Annotated in this window: 23 protein-coding genes; 11 read left to right on the top strand and 12 right to left on the bottom strand. The window is 71.6% G+C overall.

From position 1 onward, the window contains the following. Nucleotides 1–232 precede the first annotated feature (232 nt). Nucleotides 233–979, bottom strand: a complete 747-nt coding sequence (locus tag ACWD38_RS24025; RefSeq protein ID WP_184484396.1) for a methyltransferase domain-containing protein — start codon at nt 977–979, stop codon at nt 233–235. 249 nt (nt 980–1228) lie between these two features. Here ACWD38_RS24025 and ACWD38_RS24020 point away from each other — a divergent pair, with 249 nt between their 5' ends. Then, nucleotides 1229–1870, top strand: a complete 642-nt coding sequence (locus ACWD38_RS24020; protein WP_184484394.1) for an FABP family protein — start codon at nt 1229–1231, stop codon at nt 1868–1870. 43 nt (nt 1871–1913) lie between these two features. Here the strand turns inward: ACWD38_RS24020 and ACWD38_RS24015 are convergent, their stop codons facing one another. Next, the gene (locus ACWD38_RS24015; RefSeq protein ID WP_450124940.1) at nt 1914–2762 is read right to left on the bottom strand and encodes an aminodeoxychorismate lyase; all 849 of its coding nucleotides are present in this window, start codon (nt 2760–2762) and stop codon (nt 1914–1916) included. Between the two features lie 224 nt (nt 2763–2986). Between ACWD38_RS24015 and ACWD38_RS24010 the strand changes: the two genes are divergently transcribed. The 6 genes from ACWD38_RS24010 (at nt 2987) to ACWD38_RS23985 (ending at nt 8100) form a co-directional block, all read left to right on the top strand. Then, on the top strand, nt 2987–3448 hold the full coding sequence (locus tag ACWD38_RS24010; protein WP_425503593.1) for a Fur family transcriptional regulator: 462 nt from the start codon (nt 2987–2989) through the stop codon (nt 3446–3448). Next, nucleotides 3445–4608, top strand: coding sequence for a CAF17-like 4Fe-4S cluster assembly/insertion protein YgfZ (ygfZ, locus tag ACWD38_RS24005; protein WP_184484390.1), 1164 nt, complete (start codon nt 3445–3447; stop codon nt 4606–4608). Before ACWD38_RS24010 ends, ygfZ begins: the two co-directional genes overlap by 4 nt. Nucleotides 4609–4760: 152 nt before the next feature. After that, entirely contained in the window at nt 4761–5564 is an 804-nt protein-coding gene (locus ACWD38_RS24000; protein ID WP_450124939.1) for a 3-keto-5-aminohexanoate cleavage protein, read from the top strand. A gap of 109 nt (nt 5565–5673) precedes the next feature. Beyond that, on the top strand, nt 5674–6234 hold the full coding sequence (locus ACWD38_RS23995; RefSeq protein WP_450124938.1) for an RsiG family protein: 561 nt from the start codon (nt 5674–5676) through the stop codon (nt 6232–6234). Continuing rightward, nucleotides 6231–7193, top strand: a complete 963-nt coding sequence (locus ACWD38_RS23990) for an asparaginase (RefSeq protein WP_450124937.1) — start codon at nt 6231–6233, stop codon at nt 7191–7193. The genes ACWD38_RS23995 and ACWD38_RS23990 overlap by 4 nt, the downstream gene beginning before the upstream one ends. Nucleotides 7194–7296: 103 nt before the next feature. Continuing rightward, the gene (locus ACWD38_RS23985) at nt 7297–8100 is read left to right on the top strand and encodes a methyltransferase domain-containing protein (protein WP_184484386.1); all 804 of its coding nucleotides are present in this window, start codon (nt 7297–7299) and stop codon (nt 8098–8100) included. Between the two features lie 30 nt (nt 8101–8130). Here ACWD38_RS23985 and ACWD38_RS23980 read toward each other — a convergent pair whose 3' ends face one another. After that, complete coding sequence (locus ACWD38_RS23980; RefSeq protein WP_450124936.1) at nt 8131–9009, bottom strand: hypothetical protein; 879 nt, start codon at nt 9007–9009, stop codon at nt 8131–8133. A 253-nt stretch (nt 9010–9262) separates the two neighbouring features. Between ACWD38_RS23980 and ACWD38_RS23975 the strand changes: the two genes are divergently transcribed. Continuing rightward, nucleotides 9263–9442, top strand: a complete 180-nt coding sequence (locus ACWD38_RS23975) for a DUF3073 domain-containing protein (RefSeq protein ID WP_184484381.1) — start codon at nt 9263–9265, stop codon at nt 9440–9442. 492 nt (nt 9443–9934) lie between these two features. Here the strand turns inward: ACWD38_RS23975 and ACWD38_RS23970 are convergent, their stop codons facing one another. The 8 genes from ACWD38_RS23970 to ACWD38_RS23935 form a co-directional block, all read right to left on the bottom strand. Continuing rightward, nucleotides 9935–10399, bottom strand: coding sequence for a DUF4396 domain-containing protein (locus ACWD38_RS23970; protein WP_184484379.1), 465 nt, complete (start codon nt 10397–10399; stop codon nt 9935–9937). Nucleotides 10400–10523: 124 nt separating this feature from the next. After that, on the bottom strand, nt 10524–11732 hold the full coding sequence (gene purM, locus ACWD38_RS23965) for a phosphoribosylformylglycinamidine cyclo-ligase (RefSeq protein ID WP_184484377.1): 1209 nt from the start codon (nt 11730–11732) through the stop codon (nt 10524–10526). A gap of 157 nt (nt 11733–11889) precedes the next feature. Beyond that, entirely contained in the window at nt 11890–13413 is a 1524-nt protein-coding gene (gene purF, locus ACWD38_RS23960; protein WP_184486081.1) for an amidophosphoribosyltransferase, read from the bottom strand. 277 nt (nt 13414–13690) lie between these two features. Then, nucleotides 13691–14203, bottom strand: coding sequence for a hypothetical protein (locus ACWD38_RS23955; protein ID WP_184484375.1), 513 nt, complete (start codon nt 14201–14203; stop codon nt 13691–13693). A 63-nt stretch (nt 14204–14266) separates the two neighbouring features. Further along, the gene (locus ACWD38_RS23950; protein WP_184484373.1) at nt 14267–14656 is read right to left on the bottom strand and encodes a sterol carrier family protein; all 390 of its coding nucleotides are present in this window, start codon (nt 14654–14656) and stop codon (nt 14267–14269) included. A gap of 249 nt (nt 14657–14905) precedes the next feature. Further along, complete coding sequence (locus ACWD38_RS23945) at nt 14906–15733, bottom strand: helix-turn-helix domain-containing protein (protein ID WP_246457126.1); 828 nt, start codon at nt 15731–15733, stop codon at nt 14906–14908. A 284-nt stretch (nt 15734–16017) separates the two neighbouring features. Beyond that, entirely contained in the window at nt 16018–17202 is a 1185-nt protein-coding gene (locus ACWD38_RS23940; RefSeq protein WP_184484371.1) for a S8 family peptidase, read from the bottom strand. 479 nt (nt 17203–17681) lie between these two features. Then, the gene (locus ACWD38_RS23935) at nt 17682–18131 is read right to left on the bottom strand and encodes a PRC-barrel domain-containing protein (RefSeq protein WP_450124935.1); all 450 of its coding nucleotides are present in this window, start codon (nt 18129–18131) and stop codon (nt 17682–17684) included. Nucleotides 18132–18464: 333 nt separating this feature from the next. Between ACWD38_RS23935 and ACWD38_RS23930 the strand changes: the two genes are divergently transcribed. From ACWD38_RS23930 to ACWD38_RS23920, 3 genes are all read left to right on the top strand, one after another. Then, complete coding sequence (locus ACWD38_RS23930; RefSeq protein WP_450124934.1) at nt 18465–19052, top strand: type VII secretion system-associated protein; 588 nt, start codon at nt 18465–18467, stop codon at nt 19050–19052. 219 nt (nt 19053–19271) lie between these two features. Then, on the top strand, nt 19272–21146 hold the full coding sequence (locus ACWD38_RS23925) for a glycoside hydrolase family 15 protein (protein WP_343071661.1): 1875 nt from the start codon (nt 19272–19274) through the stop codon (nt 21144–21146). Next, nucleotides 21143–22186 (top strand): alcohol dehydrogenase catalytic domain-containing protein, encoded by a 1044-nt coding sequence (locus ACWD38_RS23920; RefSeq protein WP_184484363.1) that lies wholly within the window; start codon nt 21143–21145, stop codon nt 22184–22186. The genes ACWD38_RS23925 and ACWD38_RS23920 overlap by 4 nt, the downstream gene beginning before the upstream one ends. A gap of 54 nt (nt 22187–22240) precedes the next feature. Here ACWD38_RS23920 and ACWD38_RS23915 read toward each other — a convergent pair whose 3' ends face one another. Continuing rightward, nucleotides 22241–22897, bottom strand: a complete 657-nt coding sequence (locus tag ACWD38_RS23915; protein WP_450124933.1) for a DUF4232 domain-containing protein — start codon at nt 22895–22897, stop codon at nt 22241–22243. Between the last annotated feature and the right edge of the window lie 142 nt (nt 22898–23039).

Here is a 23039-nt window from a genome sequence, read left to right as displayed (position 1 = left end):
AGTGGCGGAACCTCAGTCGGTCTCTCGCTGCGGGATCTTTTTCCCAAGTGGCTCCGCCACGAGGGAAAAAGCTGTCCTCGCGAGAAGACACCTGAGAACCCGCCGGTGGTCCGGCTGCGTGCGTGGTCGCTGCTCAGCGGCTTCGCCGCTGACAAGACACGGATCAAGGACTGCGCGGACTTCAGTCAGAAGGGCCGGTACCCCTCGGGTACCGGCCCTTCTGCTGTTCGGGTCAGGTGCGGCGGGAGCGGAGCATGGCGAAGGCCCGTTCGTCGCGGTCGGCGCGGGCGGGTTCGGAGCCCTCCTCGCAGCCGACGGTGACGAACTCGACGACCTCCCAGCCGGTGCGCTCGAACAACCGCTTCAGCCCGGTCTCGGAGAAGATCCAGAAGTTGGTGGCGTCGTTGTTCGCCTCCACCGGGTCCAGCAGGTAGGCGACCGGCTGGTCGCGCAACGGCGTGCCGTCCGGCGCCTGCCGCGCGACGCGGGTGGACAGGAAGCACAGCTCCGCCCGCTGGGCGAGCGCCTCCAGGACGTAGAACGGGTTCTTCAAGTGGTAGAGCAGCCCGAGGAAGAACACCGCCCCGTACCGCTCGGCGGGCAGCGCGAACTGCGAGTCCAGGTCGATCTCGTGCACCCGCACCGAGGAGGACAGCTCCTCCACCAGCCGCCGCGCGGCGCGCAGCCCGTTGAAGTTCGTCGGCGGGTTGTCGACCACGTCGACCTGGCAGCCCAGTTCGTGCTCCAGGAAGAAGCCGAAGTCCCCGTCAGCGGCGCCGATGTCGGCGATCCGGCTCCCGGCGAGGGTGTCGAACACCGACCGGTTCGGACCGGACAGCAACCGGTCCAGGTGGAAGATGTTCGCCATCGTGTCGTACGGGTACCAGTCGAACTCGGCGGGCGCGAGCTTCTCCTTGCGCGCGAGCAGATCCTCCCGGAACGCCAGCGCGTGCTCGCGCAGCGTGTCGAAATCGGTCATGCGGCCCGGTTCCCCCCTGCTCTGGCGATCTGTGCTCCGGAATCATGCCCGACGCCACACTCCACGGGGCGCTCGCGGTGGTTATCCTTTGCGCGTGGAACTCATACCTTTCCTGCACTACGGCCTCGTCTCGCTGCTCGTCATCGCCACGATCATGGTCCTGTGGTTCGCCGGGTACGTGCTGTTCCGGCTGTACAACGACTGACCCGCGAGGCTTGCCGCACCGGTGTCGCGGGTAATCTGCGAACGATGACCACGACGTCCAACCAGCCGGAGCCCGGTAGCGGCGACGCGGCCGTGCAGGCCGCCGCCGAGCGTGCCGAGGTCACCCGCGAGCGCAACGTTCCGTCCTTCGACGACCTGCCCGGTGTCGGCGACACCGCGAACCTCCGCGAAGGCCCCGACCTGCACAGCGCCTGCCTGATGCTGCTGCCGCTGGTCGGCGTGTGGCGCGGCGAGGGCGAGGCGGCGCACCCGTCGCAGGACGAGAGCTACCGCTTCCTGCAGCAGGTCACCTTCGCCCACGACGGGCGCCCGTTCCTGTACTACGAGAGCAGGGCGTGGCGGCTCGACGGCGAGGGCGGCTCGGTGGTGGCCCCCGCGTTCCGCGAGGTCGGCTGGTGGCGACCGCAGCCCGACGACACGATCGAACTCCTGTTGGTGCACAGCACCGGCATCTCCGAGATGTTCTTCGGGCAGCAGCGGAACAAGACGACGTGGCAGCTTGCCACGGACGCGGTGATCCGCACTCCCACCGCCGAGGACGCGACGGCCGCGAGCCGGCTCTACGGCGTGGTCGACGGGTCGCTGGCCTACGTGGAGGAACGCGCCACTTCGGAGCACGAACTGCAGCCCCGGCTGTCCGCGAAGCTCGAACGCGTCGTCGGCTGACGACCGGCCCCGCGACCTCCCCGAGGTCGCGGGGCCGCTCTCGTCAGTAGAGGGATTCGTAGAGGCCGGTGAGCTCCCGGTGCAGCTCCGGGTCCGCCTTGATCGGTGTGCCGTCGAGGGTGTGCACCGGGGTGACCAACCGGACGCTGGAGGTCATCCACACCCCGTCGGCGGTGCGCAGCTCCGCCTGGACGAAGGGCTCGACCTTCGTCTCCCAACCGGCCTTCTCCGCGGCCCGGAACAGGGCGCCCTGCGTGGTGCCGGGCAGGATGCCGGTGCTCGGCGGGGGCGTGATCAGCGTCTTGCCGCGGGCCAGCACCACCGCCGACGTGGGGCCTTCCAGCACCGATCCGTCGGTGGCCGTGAAGATCACCTCGTCGGCGCCGCGGCGTTCCGCTTCCCGCAGCGCGGCCATGTTCACCGCGTACGACAGGGTCTTCGCCGACAGCAGCAGCCACGGCGCGCGCTCCTTGAGGTCCGGCGCGAACCCGCGGTCGAGCGTCACCGCGACCAGGCCGTCGCGGCGCTTGCGCAGCGTGTCCGGCCCGACCGGGGAGCCCATGGCGAACCCGGTGGGCGTGCCGTCGCCGCCGTCGACGCCCCGGCTGCACACGAGCTTGAGGGCCATCTCGCGGTCGGTCTCCCACGGCCACGCGTCGATCACGGCCTGCGCGGCGCGCTCCCACACGGCGCGCGGCGGGGTGGGGATGTCCAGCAGCGCGCCGGAGCGCTCCAGCCGGTCCAGGTGCGGCCCCATCTCGCGGGCGTCCCGCGCCACCACCAAGATCGTTTCGAAGATGCCGTCGCCACGGGTGACCGACAGGTCGTCGGCCCGCATCAACGGCGCTTCGGGGTCGGCCAACGTCCCGTCCAGCAGAGCCAATACGCGCATACCCGCAGCCTAACCGCCTGTTTTTCATCTTGGCTTGAGCAGTGGGTCGGGTGACGGAACCTCAGCGGCTTCCTCGCTGCGGGATCGATTTCTCATGCATGTCCGCACCGCGTGCCGCGCGGTGCGGGCTCCTCGCGGAGGCGGAGCGAGCGGGCTGATCCCGCGAAGCGGCAAGGCATACGATCGGAGGGGTACGTCAGGTTCGTCGAGCACGGGAGCCGGCAGTGGGTGAGACGGGATCGCTGCGCACCACGCTGCACCGGCACGGCATGCGGGTCACCCCGCAGCGGCGGCTGGTGCTCGATGCCGTGCGGGAGCTCGGCCACGCCACACCGGATCAAGTCCACCGCCGGGTGCGCAGCACCGCGCGCACCGTGAACATCACCACCATCTACCGTGCGCTGGACGCGCTCGAGGACATCGGGCTGGTGCGCCACACCCACCTCGGGCACGGCGCCCCGACGTACTCGGCGGATGAGCACGAGCACGTGCACCTGGTCTGCCACCGGTGCGGGGAGATCGACGAGGTGCCGTGCGATCTGCTGGACGACCTCGCGGAGCTGCTGCGGCGGCGAAGCGGGTTCGAACTGGACGCCACGCATCTGGCGTTGTCGGGAACGTGCCGCGGCTGCCGCGGCACCGATGACGCCGACCACCTGGAGCGCGCGGTCGAGGAGACACGATGAACTCACCCCTGCTGGAGCTGCCCGGAGCCGTCGCGGCCCCGGAGGAGGCCTCGCTGGACACCTCGCTTGACGTGGGTGTGGCGTGGCACTTCGGCGACCCGTTCGCCGAGCAGCGCTCGGCGACGCGATCCGCGGTGGTGGTCGACCGGTCGAACCGCGCGATCATCGCGGTTCCCGGCGAGGAGCGGCTGAGCTGGCTGCACCTGGTGCTCTCGCAGCACCTCACGGAACTGCCCGAGGGCCAGGGCACCGAGGCGCTGGTGCTCGACAGCCAGGGCCACATCGACTGCCACGCGATGGTCGCCCACCACGACGGCGTGGTGTACCTGGACACCGAGGCGGCGGCGCGAGCTTCCAGCGCGCTGCCCTCGATGGGGGTGGACGGCAAGCAGTCGCTGCTGGAGTACCTGGAGGCCATGCGCTTCTGGTCGAAGGTCGAACCGCGCGACGCCTCCGGCGAGTTCGCGCTGCTGAGCGTGCTCGGCCCGGACGCGGTGGACCTGCTCGGCAAGGCGGGCGTGAGCTCGGTGCCGACGGCCCCGTACGAGGTGGTGGGCCTGCCCGGCGGCGGCTTCGCGCGCGCCGTGCCGTTCCGCGGGCTGTACACGGTGGACCTGGTGGTGCCGCGGGATTCGCTGGTCGACTGGTGGACGCGGTTGACCGACGCGGGCGTGCGCCCGGCGGGCACGATGGCCTACGAGGCGCTGCGCGTGGAGGCGCTGCGCCCGCGGGTCGGCGTCGACACCGACGAGCGGGCGATCCCGCACGAGATGGGCTGGATCCACACCGCCGCGCACGTCGCGAAGGGCTGCTACCGGGGCCAGGAGACGGTGGCCAAGGTGCACAACGTGGGCAAGCCGCCGCGGCGCATGGTGCTGCTGCACCTGGACGGTTCGGTGGAGATCCGCCCGGAGACCGGTGATCCGGTGTGGCACGGCGAGCGCAAGGTCGGCCGGGTCGGCTCGGTGGTGCTGCACCACGAGCTGGGCCCGGTGGTGCTGGCGCTGCTGAAGCGGACCGCGCCGGTGGACGTGGAGCTCGTCGCGGGCGACGCCGAGCAGGACCGGGCCGTCGCGGCGGCCGTCGACCCGGATTCGGTGCCGCCGGACACCGGGGAGCCGCCGGGCCGGATCGCCGCGCAAGGTCTCCGCGGGCGCTGAGGCGTTCGCCCGTCGCGCACGGCCGGATTCCCGTGCACAGCGGGCGATCGTGACCACCCTGGGTGATGTCGGCCGCGCCGATCACCCGTCCGATGGTCATTTGACGGATCGGAACAACTACGCGGCCCCGTGGGTGTGCCAAGATCACCCCCATGACAGGGTCGCCGGAACCGACCGGCACGGTGCTCGCCGTCGCCGCCGCTCAGCCTGGTGACGGCACGTCCACATCGGTCGCGGAGCTCGTGCGGTCCGCCGCCGGATGCGCGCGGGTCGGCGCGTCCGTCGTCGATCTGCCGCCCGTTGCGGGAGTACCGCTCGGTGATCTGGTCGCGACCGTGCGGGAGCAGACGGGTCTGCTCGTGCGGGTCACGGCCTCCGAGACCACGCCGCTGCCGGAGCTGGTGGCCTGCGGCGCGCACGCGCTGAGCTGCCCGCTCGACGCGTCACCGGAGTTCGTGCGGGACCTGCGCGCGGGTGCGCGCGAACGTGGGACGGCCGTGCACTTCCTGGCCCGCTGCGCGGCCGATCTGGCCGTGCTGCGCGAGATTCCGGACCCGGCGCACGTGATCCTCGCGTTCACCGGCGAAGCCCGGTTCTCGACCGGAGCGGAACTCCAGGGCTCGGACGACGACCGAGGATCACCCGGCTCCCGAGCCGGCGAGCGGAGTGCGCCCAACGCCGTGACCGAATTTGCATCCGCAATGGAGCTGCTGCCGCGGGGAACCGGATGCACCGCCGCCGGAGTCGGACCCGCGGGACTGCCGGTGCTGCTCGCGGCGCTCGCCGCGGGGGCGCACGTCCGGATCGGACGCGCCGACACCCCCGACTACGCGCCGGGGACACCGGCCCGGGACGACGCGCAACTGGTCGCCAGGGCCGCCGGCGTCGCGAAGATCGCGCAGCGCGCGCCGCTGCCCCCGGACCAGGCGGCCCTGGCACTCGGGATCAAGACGTGATGCGGGAGCGCTTGCAGGACATGCACACTGGACGCACCAGCCGCGCCGGCCGTGACGATGCCGCCAGGGCATCGAGTGCCGGTGGGCACGATCGACGGAGGATGGGCACGTGATCGAAGTCCGCCCCGGTGGGCGCCGCCGGATCGACCGGGTCCTGGACCCGGAGTACGCCGACGGGATCGAAGAGCTCGGACTGGGCGAGGTCCGCGGCCTGCGCGACGAAGCCGCTCAGGAGGAAACGGACCTCTCGTACCTGCGCCGGATGCTGCACGCGCGGATCGACATCGTGCGCGCCGAGCAGCGCAGGCGCTCCGAGAACGGCTCCGCCTCGGTCGTGGAGCAGCTGGTGAACATCCTCTCCGACAACGCCGTCGGCCCGGCCACGGGTTCCGGGCGCTACCAGACCACCGAGCCGTCGCGGGCCGAGGCGCACCGCAGGCACGTGGAAGCGCTGGTCTCGGACGTGGACCTGTCGAACGTGATGTCGTTGTCCGACGCCAAGTTGAACACCGCGCTCGCGGCCTACACCGCGGAGGAGGACTCGGTCTCGCAGCGCCGCCGCGAGGTGCAGGCGGTGGTGGACCTGTTCAACGCCGAGATCGCCCGCCGCTACCGGGAAGGCGCCGCGTCGGTGGACGACCTGCTGGCGGCGGAGCGGGACCGTCCGTGAACGCTCCCGCTCCCCTCGTCGAGCTGGTGCGCGGCGGCCTGCGCGAAGGCGTGCACTTCGGTTCGGCGGTGCTGCTGAACGCCGACGGCTCGGTGCTGCGCTCCGTCGGGGACGTGACCGCTCCGATGTTCCCGCGTTCCACGGTGAAACCCGCGCAGGCGCTCGCGATGCTGCGCGCGGGCCTGGAACTGCCCGACGACGCCGACCTGGCGCTGGGCGCCGCCTCGCACAACGGGGAAGCCGGCCACATCGAACGGGCTGCGGCGATCCTCGCGCGGCACGGGCTCGACGAGGACGCGCTGCGCTGCCCGCCGGACCAGCCGATGCACGAGCCGACGCGGGAGCGGTGGCTCGCGGACGGCACCGGCAAGCGCAGGCTCGCGATGAACTGCTCGGGCAAGCACGCGGCGATGCTGGCCACGTGCGCGCAGCTCGGCTGGCCCGTCGAGGACTACTTGGCCCCGGAGCACCCGTTGCAGCTGGGCGCCAGGGAGACGATCTCCGAGCTCGCCGGCGAACCGATCGAAACGGCCACTGTGGACGGTTGTGGGGCGCCGCTGTTCGCGATCCCGCTGATCGGGCTGGCGCGGCTGTTCCGCGGCATGGTCACCGCGGGCGGCGCGGCCGGGCGGGTCGCGGACGCCATGCGGGCCCATCCGTGGCTGGTCGCCGGTACCGACCGGGACGACACCGAACTGATGACCGCCGTGCCCGGCCTGCTCTCGAAGATCGGCGCGGAGGGCGTGCTCGCGCTCGCGCTGCCGGACGGCCGGGCCGCGGCGGTGAAGATCAGCGACGGCGCCTCCCGCGCCAGGGGGCCGGTGGCGGTGGAGGTGCTGCGCGCCTTCGGCGTCGACATCACCGGCGGGCGCGTGCGGGACCTCGCCGAGCAACCGCTGCTCGGCGGCGACCGGCAGGTCGGCGTCCTGCGCGTGATCCCCGGCGCGCTCGACGCCTGAGCTCGGCGGCGGCGAACCCGCTGTCGCCCGGAGGCTTGTTGCCGGTCGCGCCCCGCCGTAGGCTCAGATCCCGGAATTTCCGTCCCACTAGCCGGGAGTCCGGATGGCGCACGGAGACGTGTACACGCACGGCCACCAGGAGAGCGTGCTGCGCTCGCACCGGTGGCGGACCGCGGAGAACTCCGCCGGCTACCTGCTCGGCGACCTGCTGCCGGGCACGAACGTGCTCGACGTCGGGTGCGGGCCCGGCACGATCACCCGCGACTTCGCCGACCGCGTCGCCCCCGGCCACGTCACCGCCGTCGACAACGCAGCGGGCATCGTCGAGCAGGCCGCGGCGGACGCCCCCGCGAACACGACGTTCCAGGTCGCCGACGTCTGCGCGCTGCCGTTCGCGGACGGGTCGTTCGACGTGGTGCACGCCCACCAGGTGCTGCAGCACCTCACCGACCCCGTCGCCGCGCTGCGCGAGATGCGGCGGGTGTGCCGGCCCGGCGGGATCGTCGCCGCCAGGGACGCCGACTACGCCGCGATGACCTGGTACCCGGAGCTGCCCGCGCTCACCGACTGGCTCGACCTCTACCACCGCGTGGCGCGCGGCAACGACGCCGAACCGGACGCCGGGCGGCGGCTGCTCGGCTGGGCGCGCGACGCCGGGTTCGACGGCTTCGGCGACGTCGACGCCACCGCCACGGCCTGGTGCTTCGCCACGCCCGCCGAACGCGAGTGGTGGGGCGGGCTGTGGGCGGACCGCGTGCTGGACTCCGCCTTCGCCGAGCAGGCACTGGACCGGGGCCTGGCCACCCGCGCGGAACTGGAGCGCTTGAGCGGTGCCTGGCGCGAGTGGACGCACTCCGACTCGGCCTGGTTCGCGGTCCTCAACGGCGAGATCCGCTGCCGCCGGTGAAGCGCCCGCTGTGAGCTCGCGGACCGGAGCTCAGTTGTACCGCTCGTGGGCGGCGAACTCGGACCAGAAGTCGCGCAGCGCCTCGTAGCGCTCGCCGACCTCGACGGTGTCGCCGGACTCCATCGCGTCGATGATCGCGTGCACGTCCTCGGCCGAGGTGTCGGCGTCGAGGTCGCTGCGGCTCATCATCTGCACCAGGCCGCCGTAGTCGAGCTCGACCGCGGAGTGCGGGTGGAACCGCTCCAGCCAGCGCCCGGTCTCCCGGAGGATCTTGGTGGGCCCGCCGTCGCCGATGGAGTCCCGCGCGACCGAGTGCGCCCGCGCCACCCGGCGCCGCGCGTCGGCCATCGCGACCCGCCAGCAGACCCGCCGCTTGCCGTCCTCGTCCTCGGTCACCCGTTCCGCCGGGTCGACGAGCACGAACCACGGCAGCGGCACCGTCCAGGTCGACGACAGCACGTGCACCGCGTTCTCCGCGAGCTCGCTGACGACCGCGCTGGCCTGGTTCTTCGCCTTCTCCACCGGCAGCGACACCACCGCCGCGCGCAGCGGCACCTCCGCCGCGCCGAGGAACCCGACGAGGGCCGCCGCGGACCGGCCGCGCAGGTCGAGCGGGCACACCAGCGGGCCGGGGCCGACGGTGGCCGCGGGACCGCTGGGCACGGACTCGGGGTCGAGGGTGAGGACGTCGCCGGACTGCTCGGCGGTGCCGTCGGCGCCGTCGCCGGGCAGCAGCTTCGGCGGCGCCGTCACCTGGGTGCGCAGCCACTGGTCCTGCTCCCTGGTCGCCGCGACCGTCGGCTCCAGCGCGCCCTGCTCCAGGGTGGCGGCGAGCCGCTCGCGCAGCGGGGAATCGATCGACGACAGGGGTTCGTAAACCCTCAGGTAGGCGACGAACGGTTCTGGCACGCGAGTATCGTGCCATGCGCCCCGATGGTGTCTTCGGCTGCCCGCGTTCCACGGCGAGCCACGACACGATGATCGCCGACCGCCGATTCGCGATCTAGGGGGAAGGTCACGCGCGACACGGAGACTCTCCACGAGACCACGTCGCGTAGAACCGCATCGGCACGGTACGGTAGTTACAGGAAAAGTTGTCGAGATCATGCGGGGCCGCCGTTCCCCTGGCCGCCCCGCACACCCTGCGCGAGGGGGTCGAGCCATGGGGCGCGGCCGGGCTAAGGCCAAGCAGACGAAGGTGGCCCGCGAGCTGAAGTACAGCTCGCCCACCATGGACGTCGATGCATTGCAGCGGGAGCTGTCCACGGAACCGCCTGGCGAATGGTCCGAGGAGGACCGCGACGACACATACGACGACGGGTACGACGACTACCGGCGTTGACGGCACGTGCGCACCGGGTGGACGCTTGTTCGTCCACTCGGTGCTCTGTGTCGCCGGTAGCCGTCGTAGCGTTCCCGATGTCGTTGCCGTGGGCGAGAAGTACGAGCTGGGTCCTGTCGAGACCGCCCGGCCGGTGCGCATCATTGATGCACATCGACCGGGCGGAACAGGCCGTGTGTCGGGCATCAGCGAGTGATGTCGGCGGCCGGAACGGGCGCGTGATCGCCGTGCGCGCCCGGTGAACCGAAAATCAGTGCGCCGGTCACCCCGGCGCACTTTTTTCGTGCCCGGAGCCGAGGGGAACAAGTAGAGGGCCGGTGTGCGGGCCGCCTCTCGGCGGGTGGCGCTGCAGGGCTCCAGCCGAACGGTATTCCCTGCAGGCTCGTGATGGAGCCCGGGGGCACGCGCACACCGACCAACCCGTACAACGGACGGGCCCTGCCCGGAATTCCCGGCGGCTCGGATTTCTTCGCCCCGGCCGCTCGGCAGCGGTCAGTGCCGCCCGTGCACCACGGCGTGGCCCTTGCCGCGGGCGATGAGCCACTTGTTCACCGGCACCGTCAGCACGAACGCGACGGCCAGCGAGAACGCCAGCGAGCCCCAGAACAGCGCGCTGCCCACGCCCGCGTCCATCGCGCCCGGGACCACGACCATCACCGCGTTGTCCACGACCTCCATCACGAAGATGGACACCGTGTCGGCGGCGAGCGCGACGCGGAACGCGGCGGCGAGGCCCACCCCGGTGCGCAGCACTCCGCGCATCGTCAGCGCGTAGCCGAAGGCGAACGCGAGGACCACGGACAGGACCACGGTGCCCGCGTTGTGCAGGCCCAGCGAGGTACCGATGATCATGCCGAGGACTTCGCCGATCGCGCAGCCCGTCAGGCAGTGCAGCGTCGCCGATACCGCCACGGCCCACGAAGCGGCGCCCGGACCGTGCTCGCGGTGGTCGGTCATGACGGCTCTCCTCCGGCTCGCGGTCCGCCTCCGCCGACCACAACACCCACCGGGCGCGGCCGCATTCCGCGGACGCGAACAGGGCCGCGACCAACCGGTCGCGGCCCTGTCGTCGATCAGGAGCTCAGAACCTCGGGTGGTTGCCGCGCACGACCACGCGCTGGTCCTCGGCGGCGTCCTCCACGGTCGGCTGCTTCGCGACCTCACCCAGCACCCATGCGGGCACGTGCCGCGCGGTGAGCACCGCCAGCGCCCGGTCCACGTCCTCGGCGGTGACGACGGCGACCATGCCGACGCCCATGTTGAAGGTGCGCTCCATCTCCTCGGTCTCGACCCGGCCGCGCTGCGCGATGAGGCGGAACACCGGGTCCGGGGTCCAGGTGCCGCGGTCCAGCACCGCGGTCAGGCCCGCCGGGACGACCCGCGCCAGGTTCGCGGCGAGGCCACCACCGGTGACGTGCGCGAACGTCCGGACCTCGGTCTCGGCGGCCAGCGCCAGGCAGTCCTTCGCGTAGATCCGCGTCGGCTCCAGCAGCTGCTCGCCGAGGGTGCGGCCGAACTCCTCCACGTGCCCCGTCAGCGGCATCCGGGCCAGTTCCAGCAGCACGTGCCGGGCCAGCGAGTAGCCGTTGGAGTGCAGGCCGGAGGAACCCATGCCGATCACCACGTCGCCGGGCCGGACCTTGTCCGGGCCGAGCATCGCGGAGGCCTCGACGACGCCGACACCGGTCGCGGAGATGTCGTACTCGCCGGGCGCCATCATGCCGGGGTGTTCGGCGGTCTCCCCGCCCAGCAGCGCGCAACCGGCCTGCACGCAGCCTTCGGCGACGCCCTTGACCAGGTCCGCGATCCGCTCCGGGACGACCTTGCCGACGGCGATGTAGTCCTGCAGGAACAGCGGCTCCGCCCCGGAGACCACGAGGTCGTCGACGACCATCGCGACCAGGTCGATGCCGACGGTGTCGTGCTTGTCGAGCGCCTGGGCCACGGCGAGCTTGGTGCCCACGCCGTCGGTGGAGGAGGCCAGCACCGGCTCGGTCCACCGGTCCAGCTTCAACTGGAACAGGCCGGCGAAGCCGCCGAGCGAACCCAGCACTTCCGGCCTGCTCGCCCGCTTCGCCCAGGGCAGCATCTGCTGCACGGCCTCATCGCCGGCTTCGATGCTCACCCCCGCGTTCGCGTAGGTGGCCTTCTCCGCTTCGGCGGCTTTCGCCCCTGCGAGCAGGTCTTCGGACACGACTGACTCCACATCTGATGTGCGTTTGCTGTTGGCGGGCTCGCGGGAGCCCAGGTCGTGGCGGGCCTCCCGGCCCGCGCGGGCGATGTGGGGCATCCCACAACGACCACCGCCCCTTGCCTACCACAGGCGTACCCGCCGAATCCCGCTCCGGCCGGTGCGGATTCCCCGTCCCTCCCGGTGGGAGCGGGCCGGACGGCGGCACCACGCTACGCGGGCACGAGCGGCCGGGATCGGCCGCCGCCGCGTGCGATCAGGGCCTGCGCAGCGCGTCGGCGCCGCCGTAACCGCTGGGCAGCACGGGCTCCGCGGGCCCGGCGACACCCTTCTCCGCGGTGTCCGGCACGCCTTCTAGCAGGTACTTGCCGAGCTGTGCCTCCTCGGGCAGCGGGATCGGGTAGTGGCCGTCGAAGCAGGCGGCGCACAACCGGGTGCGCGGCTGCTCCGTGGCCGAGATCAGCCCGTCCAGCGATACGTAGCCGAGCGAGTCGGCCCCGATGGAGCGGCGGATGCCGTCGGTGTCGGTGCCGTTGGCGATCAGCTCCGCGCGGGAGGCGAAGTCGATGCCGTAGAAGCAGGGCCACTTCACCGGCGGCGACGCGATCCGCACGTGCACCTCGATGGCGCCGGCCTCGCGGAGCATCCGCACCAGGGCGCGCTGCGTGTTGCCGCGCACGATCGAGTCGTCGACGACGACGAGCCGCTTGCCGCGGATGACCTCGCGCAGCGGGTTGAGCTTGAGCCGGATGCCGAGCTGGCGGATGGTCTGCGACGGCTGGATGAAGGTGCGCCCCACGTAGGAGTTCTTCACCAGCCCGTTGCCGTAGTCGATGCCGGAGCCCTGCGCGTAGCCGATCGCGGCGGGCGTGCCGGATTCCGGCACCGGGATGACCAGGTCGGCCTCCACCGGGTGCTCGCGGGCCAGCTTGCGCCCGATCTCCACGCGCGTGCTGTTGACGGAACGACCGGAGATCGTGGTGTCCGGGCGGGCCAGGTAGACGTACTCGAAGATGCAGCCCTTCGGCTTCGGGTGTGCGAAGTGCTGCGAGCGCAGGCCGTCCTCGTCGATCGCGAGCAGCTCGCCCGGCTCGACCTCGCGGACGAAGGACGCGCCGACGATGTCCAGCGCGGCCGTTTCGCTGGCCACGACCCAGCCGCGTTCCAGGCGGCCCAGCACCAGCGGGCGGACGCCCTGCGGGTCGCGGGCCGCGTACAGCGTGGTCTCGTCGGAGAACACCATCGAGAAGGCGCCCTGGACGGTGGGGAACAGCTCCATCGCGGCCTGTTCGATGCCCTTGTCCGCGGCGTGCGCGGCCAGCAGCGCGCACACCAGGTCGGAGTCGGTGGTGGCGCGGTCGCACGCGGAGGCGGGCGAGGAGCTGTTCGCGGACACGGTGTCGACGCCTTCGGCGACGACCCGCTCCATGAGCTCGGCGGTGTTCACCAGGTTGCCGTTGTGGCCCAGCGCGAGGCCGCGGCCGGAGACCGTGGTGCGGAACGTGGGCTGGGCGTTCTCCCAGCTCGCGCCGCCGGTCGTGGAGTAGCGGTTGTGGCCGACGGCGACGTGGCCGCGCAGCGAGGCGAGCACCTGCTCGTCGAACACCTGGCTGACCAGGCCGAGGTCCTTGTAGACCAGGACCTGCGAGCCGTCGCCGACGGCGATGCCCGCGGCTTCTTGGCCGCGGTGCTGGAGCGCGAACAGGCCGTAGAAGGAGAGCTTGGCGACTTCCTCGCCAGGCGCCCACACGCCGAAGACACCGCACTCCTCGTGCGGCACGTCCTGCTCGAACGGATCGGTGGGAAGCGTCGAGTCGGACGCACTGGGGGCACTGCCGTCTGGCCGGTCGAAGACCACCGAGAACTCCCTGGAGGACGGAGTCGGGCTTACGCCTCAGTGTAAACGGGACCCGAAGCCCCGATGACCGGCCGCCTCCGCAAGCCCGCCGGACGCCCCCGGCTCACCAGGAGTTTCGCCGGCACCGCGGCGGCGGTGTGAACCCGGTCATCGGGGTTCCGGTCGCGCTGCGCGCACGGTCGAGCACGCGGGCGTGCGCTCAGTGGGCGGTCTTGAGCAGGATCACCAGCAGGCCGATGCCCATCAGCACCAGCACCAACGCGGCGCGCTTCCACCACGGCAGGCGGGTGCGGCGGACCGCGAGCACGGCGAACAGGCCCATCGTGGCGACCAGGAACCAGATGCTGATCCACCCGGCGACGCCGACCGGGATCAGGCCCAGCGCGGCGGCGACGAGCAGCACCACCGGCAGCACGGCGGCCTGCAGGATCTGCCCGGAGGAGCGCAGCATCTCGACGGGGTGCGCCCGCTCCGGCACGATCTCGCGGACCGCCAGGTGCGCGACGTACTCGGAGAGCAGGCTCGCCGCCCACAGCCCGCCGGTGGCCACCACGACGTCGAGCACGGCGGCCCACGGTTCCAGGTGCTCGCCCGGGTGCCGGACGAGCACGAGCAGCGTGCTCAGGCAGGCGATGCTGCCGTAGACGCGTTCGCGCAGCACCGAGGCGATGTGCTCGGGCCTGCGCGACGCGGGGTCGGAGCGGGAGATCATGCGGACGTTTCTAGCCGCAGCGGCGGCCCGGCGCGGAATCGGGGGCGCGGCCGTCCCCGCTCGTCAGGCGGTGGTGCGGACCAGCGGGAGCCAGCGGGTGAGGTCGGCGCGGGAGCCGGAGGCGCTGACCGCGCCCTCCTCGACGGCTTCGGCGAAGTCCGCTCGGCCGGTGGCCAGCAGCAGCCAGGTGCGCGGATCGGTCTCGATCACGTTCGGCGGGGTGCCGCGGGTGTGCTCCGGTCCGGCGACGCACTGCACGGCGGCGAACGGCGGCACCCGCACTTCGACGGTCCGCCCCGGTGCGAGGTCTTCCAGCGTGCGCAGGCTCAACCGGACCGCCGCGGCGAGCTCGGCGCGGCGCGGGCGCTCCAACCGCTCGTCCGCCAGCCACGGCCCGACCACCTCGATCGCACCGCGCAACTCCTGCGGATCCACCCGCCGACGCGAAGGCATGCCCCCACCTTAAGACGCACCCGGCAACGCTCTTCCCCAGCGGGGAACGATCGGTTGATCTTGTCAGCGGCGAAGCCGCTGAGCAGCGACCACCAAAGCAACCGGCACCGCCGCGGGTTCTCAGCGTTCTTCTCGCGAGGACGGCTTTTTCCCTCGTGGCGGAGCCACTCGGGAAAAAGATCCCGCAGCGAGAAGAACACTGAGGTTCCGCCACCCGACCACCAACGCAGAACGACCAGCGACGCAGCCTCAGAGCCAGCCGAGTTTGACTGCTTGCATTCCTGCTTGGAAGCGGGTTTCGACGCCGAGGCGGGCGATGAGTTCCCGGACGCGGCGGTGCGCGGTGCGGGCGCTGAAGCCCATCAGCCTGCCGATGGTGTCGTCGGTCGCGCCGGAGGCCAGCAGCGACAGGATCCAGCGTTCCTCCTCGGAGGGCTGGTCTTCGCCGCTGAGCCGTTCCTGCTCGCAGGTGAACGGCGCGGCGAAGCGCCACATGTCCTCGAAGATGCGCATCACCGCGACGAGCATGGCGGAGCTGCGGATCACGACCGCGCTCTCCACCGTCTGGTCGGTGGCGGTCAGCGGCAGCAGCGCCACCTCGTTGTCGACCAGGATCATCTTCGTCGGCGCCACGTGGATCACCCGCGCCTGCTCGCCGAGCGCCACCAGCCGGGAGGTCAGCTCCAGCTGCGGTGGCCGCGCGAGCGCCGAGCGGTCGTAGAGCACCTGGTAGTTGACGCCTTCGGCGAGCTTGCGAGATTCCAGCGAATCCAGGGACCCGGTGGCGGCGTACGGCGGTTTCGCGACGCCCTGCACGAGTTCCGTGGCGCTGCGCTGCAGTTCGTAGGCGGCCCAGCCGACTCGGCGGGCGCCGTGCACGACCTGCAGCACACCGCCCGCGCTGCCCGCTTGGGCCTTGGCGGCTCGCGCCACGGAGACGACGGCCTCCCGCGCTTCCACCTGGGATCGGACGGCTCGTTCGGTGTCCGTCGTTCCGGCCCGGCCCTGGCCGGGCACGGCCCGCTCGGACGAGGTCGGCTGTGCGCGCTCAGGCGCCTCGGTGTATCCGGATAACACGGCACACCCTTTCGTGACGTGCCTTCACAGGCTCAGTCGGACCTTGATCGATCTTGGTCTGGACCAGTTCCGCGACAGGCAGCGATCGGCCCCCTCGAACGGGAACGTAACCATCTTGAGACCGTCGCGGGAACCCACTTTTGCAGTAGGACACCGTTCAACCTTTGTAGAGCACCATTCGGCGGCGCCCCGAATTCGGCCGAATGCCCCATCGAACGCCGAATCCGCACCGGGTCCCGCCCCGAATCAACGAGGCGGGACCCGGCGCGGTCACGTACTCCGGATCACAGCTCGCCGGTCTGGAGCAGATCGGCGATCGTGTCCGCGGGCGCGTCCGCGATCACGCCCGTCGCGGCACCGCCCTGCAGCCCGCTGATCACGTCCGCCGGCGCGGCGTCCGGAGTCGCCTCCAGGAACAGCGCGCCGACGCCCGCCACGTGCGGGCTGGCCATCGAGGTACCGCTCATCGTGGCCGTCCCGCCGCCGGGCGCGAGCGAGACGATGTCCACACCGGGCGCGTAGCCCTCCACCGTCGCACCGAAGTTCGTGAAGTACGCCGAACCGTCGTTCTCGTCGGAGGCCGCCGTGGTGAACACGCCCTCCGCGCTGGCCGGGGACACGTTCTCGGCGTCCTGCGACTCGTTGCCCGCCGCGACCGCGAGGAACACGCCCTGGTCGACCAGGCCGGTGGCGGCCTCGTCCAGCGCGGGGTCTTTGCTGCCGCCCAGCGACATGTTCGCCACCGATGGACCGTCGGCGTCCTGGGCGACCCAGTCCAGACCGGCGATGATGTCGGCCGTGGTGCCGCTGCCGTTGTCGTCGAGGACCTTCACCCCGACCAGCTCCGCTTCCGTCGCCACGCCGTAGGTCGCGGAACCGATGGTGCCCGCCACGTGCGTGCCGTGGCCGTGCCCGTCGCTGCCGTCGCCGCCGGTGGCGTCGAACCCGATCGAGGCCCGGCCGCCGAAGTCCGGGTGATCGGGCGCGATGCCGGTGTCGACGATGTAGGCCGTCACGCCCGCACCCGTGCCGTTGGGGGCGTAGGTGTCGTCGAGCGGCAAGGCCGGCTGGTCGATCCGGTCCAGGCCCCAGGAGCCCACGGCGGTGGGCTGCTGCGGCTGCTCGACCTGGATTTGGAAGTTCTGCGACACGCCTTCCACGTCGTGGCTGGCGCGCACCGCCTGGAGCTGCTCGGGGCTCAGCGTCGCCGAGAACCCGTTCAGGCTGTGCTCGTAGAGGTGTTCGGTGCGCACGCCCAGGTCCGCGGCGACCGCGGCGGCGTTCTCACCGTCCTTCAGGTTGACGATGTAGGAGTCGGCGTTGCCGTCGGCGGAGAGCACCCCGGCTTCCGGGTGCAGGGTCAACGGTGCGAGCGCCGGCGCCGCGAAAGCGGGGGCACCGGCGAACACGAGCGCGGCCGCGGTGATTCCGGCGCCCGCGAACCTGCTTCGGGAGAGCACTTTTCTCATGGTCCCTCTTCCTTCAGCGCCATCCGGGTGGGGCCGGACGGCGATCTGATGGTGCAATCCGAACGTAAACCATGAAAACAAGCGAAAAGGACCACTTGGCGATTTGTCGCCAACCTCTTGTGTCGTCGATGTAACGGCATTCCACGGATTTGTCGAGAATACCGAAAAATGTGGATCTACCTGCGGTTACGGTACTCCTGGAGTCGACCACGCAACGCGCTCGCGCTTTCCGGCAGTGTTCGCCCAGATGCCCGCGGCCACCTCGGCGAGCTGATGAGGACGCGCACTCTCAGCTCTCGGAATTGTTCGAGAAATGCCGCTTTCGTCACTCCGATGGCGGCATGAACGGGCGATGGGGAAACGGTGCCGCAATCCTGGCTCCGGTCTCGCTCGGCCATTCGTGAAGCGCACGGAAAAGGTCACCGAACGGTCTCGGGCCCGGTGCGGGTTCCCAGTCGGTGGACGCGTCGATTTCGCGATCAGGTGGCCGCGACCCAGCGCCGCAGCTTCAGCCGCACCGCCTCGACGTACTCCGGCGGCAGCTCGCCCTGCTCGGCTGGCTCGGCCGGCGCGTCCTCCTGCCGGACCGGCTCGGGTTCGGCGGGAGTCACGCCGTACTCGATGCCGTAGTAGAGGTAGAGCGCGTGCTCCTGCTCCAGCATCAGGTCGCCGTCGTCGAGCCGGACGTGCGGTGCCTGGCGCACCGTCTCCTTGAGCACCGAGACGGTCAGCGTGTCCCCGTCGAAGGCGGCGCCGTCCAGCGGCACGAAGCTCTCGTTGGTGCCGAACAGGCCGGTCTGCACGGTGATCCACGCGGGTTGCTCGGTGGCCTCGTCGAGGAAGAGCTGCCCGACGATCCCGATCCGATGTCCCGCCGGATCGAAGACCTCGCACCCGAACAGGTGCAGTGCTTCCCGCTGACCGATCATGCCCGATCGCCTCCCCGAACTCGCCGCTCGCCCAGTCTGCCCCGGCCGCCGCCGCACCGGCACCTCGGAAAGGTGTATCCGTGACCGGAAGCATCGGTCCCGACCCGATTCCGGAACCCGTTGCGGCGACGGCGATTCCGGGCGCGCGCCGCGCGGGCCACCCGAGTGTCCGACCGGAATGGACGGACCCGCCGCCCGCGCCACCCGGCACCGGCCGGTAGAACTGGCACGCTCACGGGTACACCTCGCACGGACGAGGCGGGCGGATCGTTCGAAGATCGCGCCGTCGGCACCCGCGAGCTCCGCAACTCCCAGTCGAAGGACGCCAGCACCATGTCAGAGCAACCCGACCACCCCGAACCGCCGCCGATCACCGACGAGATGCGGGAGCAGGCCAGGCAGACTCCGAACAGCTGGCTCTACATCGTCGACCCCGGCTACCAGGAATCCGGGGACGACGTGCCGCCGGAAGGCGTCGTCGGCGCGTACCACATCGACGCCGACGGCGAGATCGATCCGGAGTTCCAGTACAACGACGAGTACGAGCCCTCGGACCTCACGTTCGCGCTGCCGGAACCGGTCAACGAGCTGGAGCGGGTGCTGCACCGCATCGCCACCGGCGAGGCCCCGGACACCGAGCTCGCCCCGGCGGTGCTGGCCGCCGAGGTGCTGGTCTACGACCCGGAGAACGGCGAGGGCGAGCCCGCCGTGTACGTCGCGGAACTCGACGACGGCAGCCAGCTGGTGCCCGCGTGCACCTCGGCGGAGCGGGTACCGGAGAGCTGGCCCGGTTCGCGCCGGGTCCCGGGCGGCGAACTCCCGGAGCTGCTGGGCGGATTGGATCTGGGCCTCAACCTGGACGACGCGGTCCGCGCCGTCATCCCGCACCACGTCCTCAACGACGCCTCCTCGCCGAACTGACGGTGCCCTCGTTCTCGATCCGGGGTACCTGAACCTCGGCGACCGGTGATCGGCGAGCGCAAGCTGATCACCGCTCAGCGGCTCGCCGGGCAAGACGACGACCGGACCCGGCGCGCTCCGGGTCGCGTCCGCCCCGCTCGGTTCCCGGGCGGGGCGGTTTCGCGCGCGCGGCGGGTCGGAGGTGGCAGGGGGCGGGTCGCGGTGCCTAGCCTCGGCGGGGTGAGCGATCAATCCGCCGGGCCGCCCGGCGACATCGAGAACTACGCGCTGCTCTCGGACCTGCGGACCGCCGCGCTCGTCGGCCTCGACGGCTCGGTGGATTGGCTGTGCCTGCCGCGGTTCGACTCGCCGTCCTGCTTCAGCCGCCTGCTCGGCGACGACCGCAACGGCCACTGGCAGATCGCCCCCGCCGAACCGGTGCGCGAGGTGCACCGCCGCTACCGGGACAACTCGCTGGTGGTGGAGACGTACTTCGAGACCGACGGCGGCGTGTTCAGGCTGGTCGACAGCATGCCGCCGCACGAGAAGAACCAGCACGACCCGCCGTGCCTGGTGCGCATGGTGGAGGGCGTCTCCGGCGAGGTCGACGTCCGGATGCGCTGGGTCGTGCGGTTCGCCTACGGCGACGCGGTGCCGTGGATGCGCCACGTGCGCCAGAGCGAACCGGAGCTCGACGAGTACATCCTCGCGATCGCGGGCCCGCACACCGTCGTGCTGCGCGGAGATCTGCTGCCGCAGCGGGTTCCGGAGCGGCGCGCCCACGAGCTGGTGTTCACGTTGCGCGAGGGGCAGCGCCGGTCCTGGGTGATGCAGTGGTCCAGCGACCACGAGGAGATCCCGCCGCGGATGGATCCGGTGCAGGAGACCCAGGACAGCGAGGACTTCTGGCGCGACTGGACCGACAAGATCAACTACACCGGCCCGCACGCGAAATCGGTGTACCGATCGCTGGCCACGCTCAAGGCGCTCACCTACGCCCCGACCGGTGGCATCGTCGCCGCGCCCACCACGTCGCTGCCGGAGGCGTTCGGCGGCAACCGCAACTGGGACTACCGCTACTGCTGGCTGCGGGACGCGACGCTGGTGCTGCTGGCGCTGGACAACTTCGGGTGCTCCGCGGAGGCCGCGGCGTGGCGGCGCTGGCTGGTGCGCGCCGTCGCGGGCGACCCGGCGGACGTGCAGATCATGTACGGCGTCGACGGCGAGCGGCACCTGCTGGAGTGGGAGCTCGACTGGCTCGACGGCTACCAGGGCGCGCAGCCGGTGCGCGTCGGCAACGGCGCCTACCGCCAGCAGCAGCTCGACGTGTACGGCGAAGTGATGGACGCGCTGCACCTGGCCCGGGAACGCGGGCTCGCGGAGAACGCCGACACGTGGGCGTTGCAGCGCGGCATGCTCAAGCACCTGGAGACGATCTGGCAGCAGCCGGACAAGGGCCTGTGGGAGGTGCGCGGACCGGACCGGCACTTCACCCACTCGCGGGTGATGGTGTGGGTCGCGTTCGACCGCGCCGTGCGGGCCGCCGAGGAGGACGGGCTGCCGGGGCCGGTGCAGCGGTGGCGGGAGCTGCGGGACGCGGTGCACGCCGAAGTGCTGGAGAAGGGCTGGAACCAGGAGCTGGGCGCGTTCACCCAGTACTACGGCGGCACCACCGTGGACGCGGCGACGCTGCTGATCCCGTCGGTGGGCTTCCTGCCCGGCGACGACGAGCGGGTGCGCAGCACGATCCGGGTCGTGGAGCGGGAACTGCGCCACGGCGTGCTGGTGGACCGCTACACGACCGGCGACGACACCAACGAGGTCGACGGGCTCACCGGGCGCGAGGGCTCGTTCCTGGCCTGCTCGTTCTGGCTGGTGGACGCGCTGGCGCTGAGCGGGCGGCGGGACGAGGCGGTGTCGATGTTCGACGAGCTCATCGAGCTCGCCAACGACGTCGGCCTGTTCGCCGAGGAGTACGACGTCCACTCCGGACGGTTCACCGGCAACTTCCCGCAGGCCTTCAGCCACTTGGCGCTGGTCAACTCGTCCGCCGTGCTCTACGGCGGGCACACTCGGGACGAGTCCAGCAGGCGCAACGGGAGGGATCCGCGGTGAAGGCGGCGACGGTGGTGCCCGGCAAGCCGGAACTGGCGGCGGTCTCCGAACTGCCGGAGCCGACTCCCGGACCGGGCGAACTGCTGGTGGAGGGCCTGCTGGTGGGGGCGTGCGCGACGGATCACGACGTGACGCACGCGTCGCACGGCGTGCTGCCGCCCGGCCAGGACCGGATGGTGCTGTTCCACGAATCGCTCGGCCGCGTGCGGTACGCGCCGGCCATCAGCGGTTTCGGCGAGGGCGACCTGGTCGTGGGCGTGGTGCGCCGCCCCGACCCGCGGCCGTGCCCGGCGTGCGCGGCGGGGCAGTGGGACTTCTGCCTCAACGGCGAGTTCACCGAGTGCGGCATCAAGGAGCTGGACGGTTTCGGCGCGCAGCGCTGGACGATCGAGCCCCGGTTCGCGATCAAGGTCCCGGCCCGGCTGGGCGATCTCGGCGTGCTCACCGAACCGGCGTCGGTGGTGACGAAGGCGTGGGAGCAGGCCGAGCTGATCGGCCGCCGCGCCTACTACGCGCCGCGGCACGCGCTGGTCACCGGCGCGGGCGCGATCGGGCTGCTGGGCGCGTTGCTCGGGGTGCAGCGCGGGCTGGACGTGCACGTCCTGGACCAGGTGACCGACGGGCCGAAGCCGGACCTGGTGCGGCGCCTGGGCGCGACGTACCACACCTCGCTGGACGACCTGGGCTGCGAACCGGACGTGGTGATCGAGGCGACGGGCGCCGGCGAGGTGGTCTTCGACGTGCTGCGCCGCACCGCCCGCAACGCGATCACGGTGCTCACCGGCATCGCCGGGCACGACCGGACGCTGCCGGTGCCCGCCGGTGCGATCAACGACGAGCTGGTGCTGGACAACGACGTGGTGGTGGGCAGCGTCAACGCGAACCTGCGCCACTACCAGCAGGCGGTGCGTTCCCTAGCGGACGCGGATCCGGCGTGGCTGGGCGATCTGATCAGCCGCCGCGTCCCGCTGGACTCGTGGACCGAGGTGCTCACCCGGGCCGACGACGACGTGAAACCCGTGGTGGACCTGCAGGCCTGAGACGCGACGAGCCCGCGCCGGCGATCGGCGCGGGCTCGCGGTGTCCGCGGTGGATCAGAACGCGACGACGCCCTGCGGGGACGGCTGCAGGGTGCCGATCTGCATGCTCTTGACCGCCATCTCCACCGGGCCGTTGCCGCCGTTGAGGCCGGAGACCTCGGCGTTGACCTCGCCGTTCATGTCCGACGGGGTCGCGGTGAAGCCGGAGGCGACCTGGGCGTCCGGGTCGGACTTCTCGGCGCGCTCGATCTTCGCACCGGCGAAGGCGCTCTTGCCGGGCTCCAGGGTCAGGTCCGCGTCCGGGCCGGGCAGGTTGACGTTCTCGGTCGGCACGTCGATCGCCTCGCCCGCCATGTTGGTCGGGGTGAGGTTCACCCAGCCGCCGAGCTCGCAGGACTTGTCCGAGGTGTTCTCCAGCTGGATCAGGAACCTGCTGTCGGCACCCGCGTCGGAGGGCTGCGCCTGCATGGTGACCTTGAAGTCCGCCGCCGAGCAGTTCGAGGCGGAGATGTCGTCGTGCGTGCCGCTGGCGTGGTCGTCGGACGGGGCGAGGTCGGACCCCATGCCCTCCGTGGCGGGTGCGGTGTCGGAGCCCATGCCCTCCTGGCCCACCGCGGAGTTCGTCGCCGCCTGGCCGCCGCAGCCGGCGAGCAGCAGCGCGCCCCCGACCAATGCCGCCGCCGTGGTCGCCGTACGAGTCCGCTTCAACATCACTTCAGCCTTCCCCTCGGGTGCGCGCTGGTGTCCCCCGCGCTTGTCTACCCGTAGGACGTCCGCCTGCGCGGCGAGTTGCGCGGCCGGTCGAAAATTTCGGATCGCTCGCCGAATCACCTGGATCCGCACAGGTGAACGG

This window comes from Saccharopolyspora sp. NPDC002578, assembly GCF_053592695.1.
This window is presented reverse-complemented; position numbering and strand designations above follow the sequence as displayed.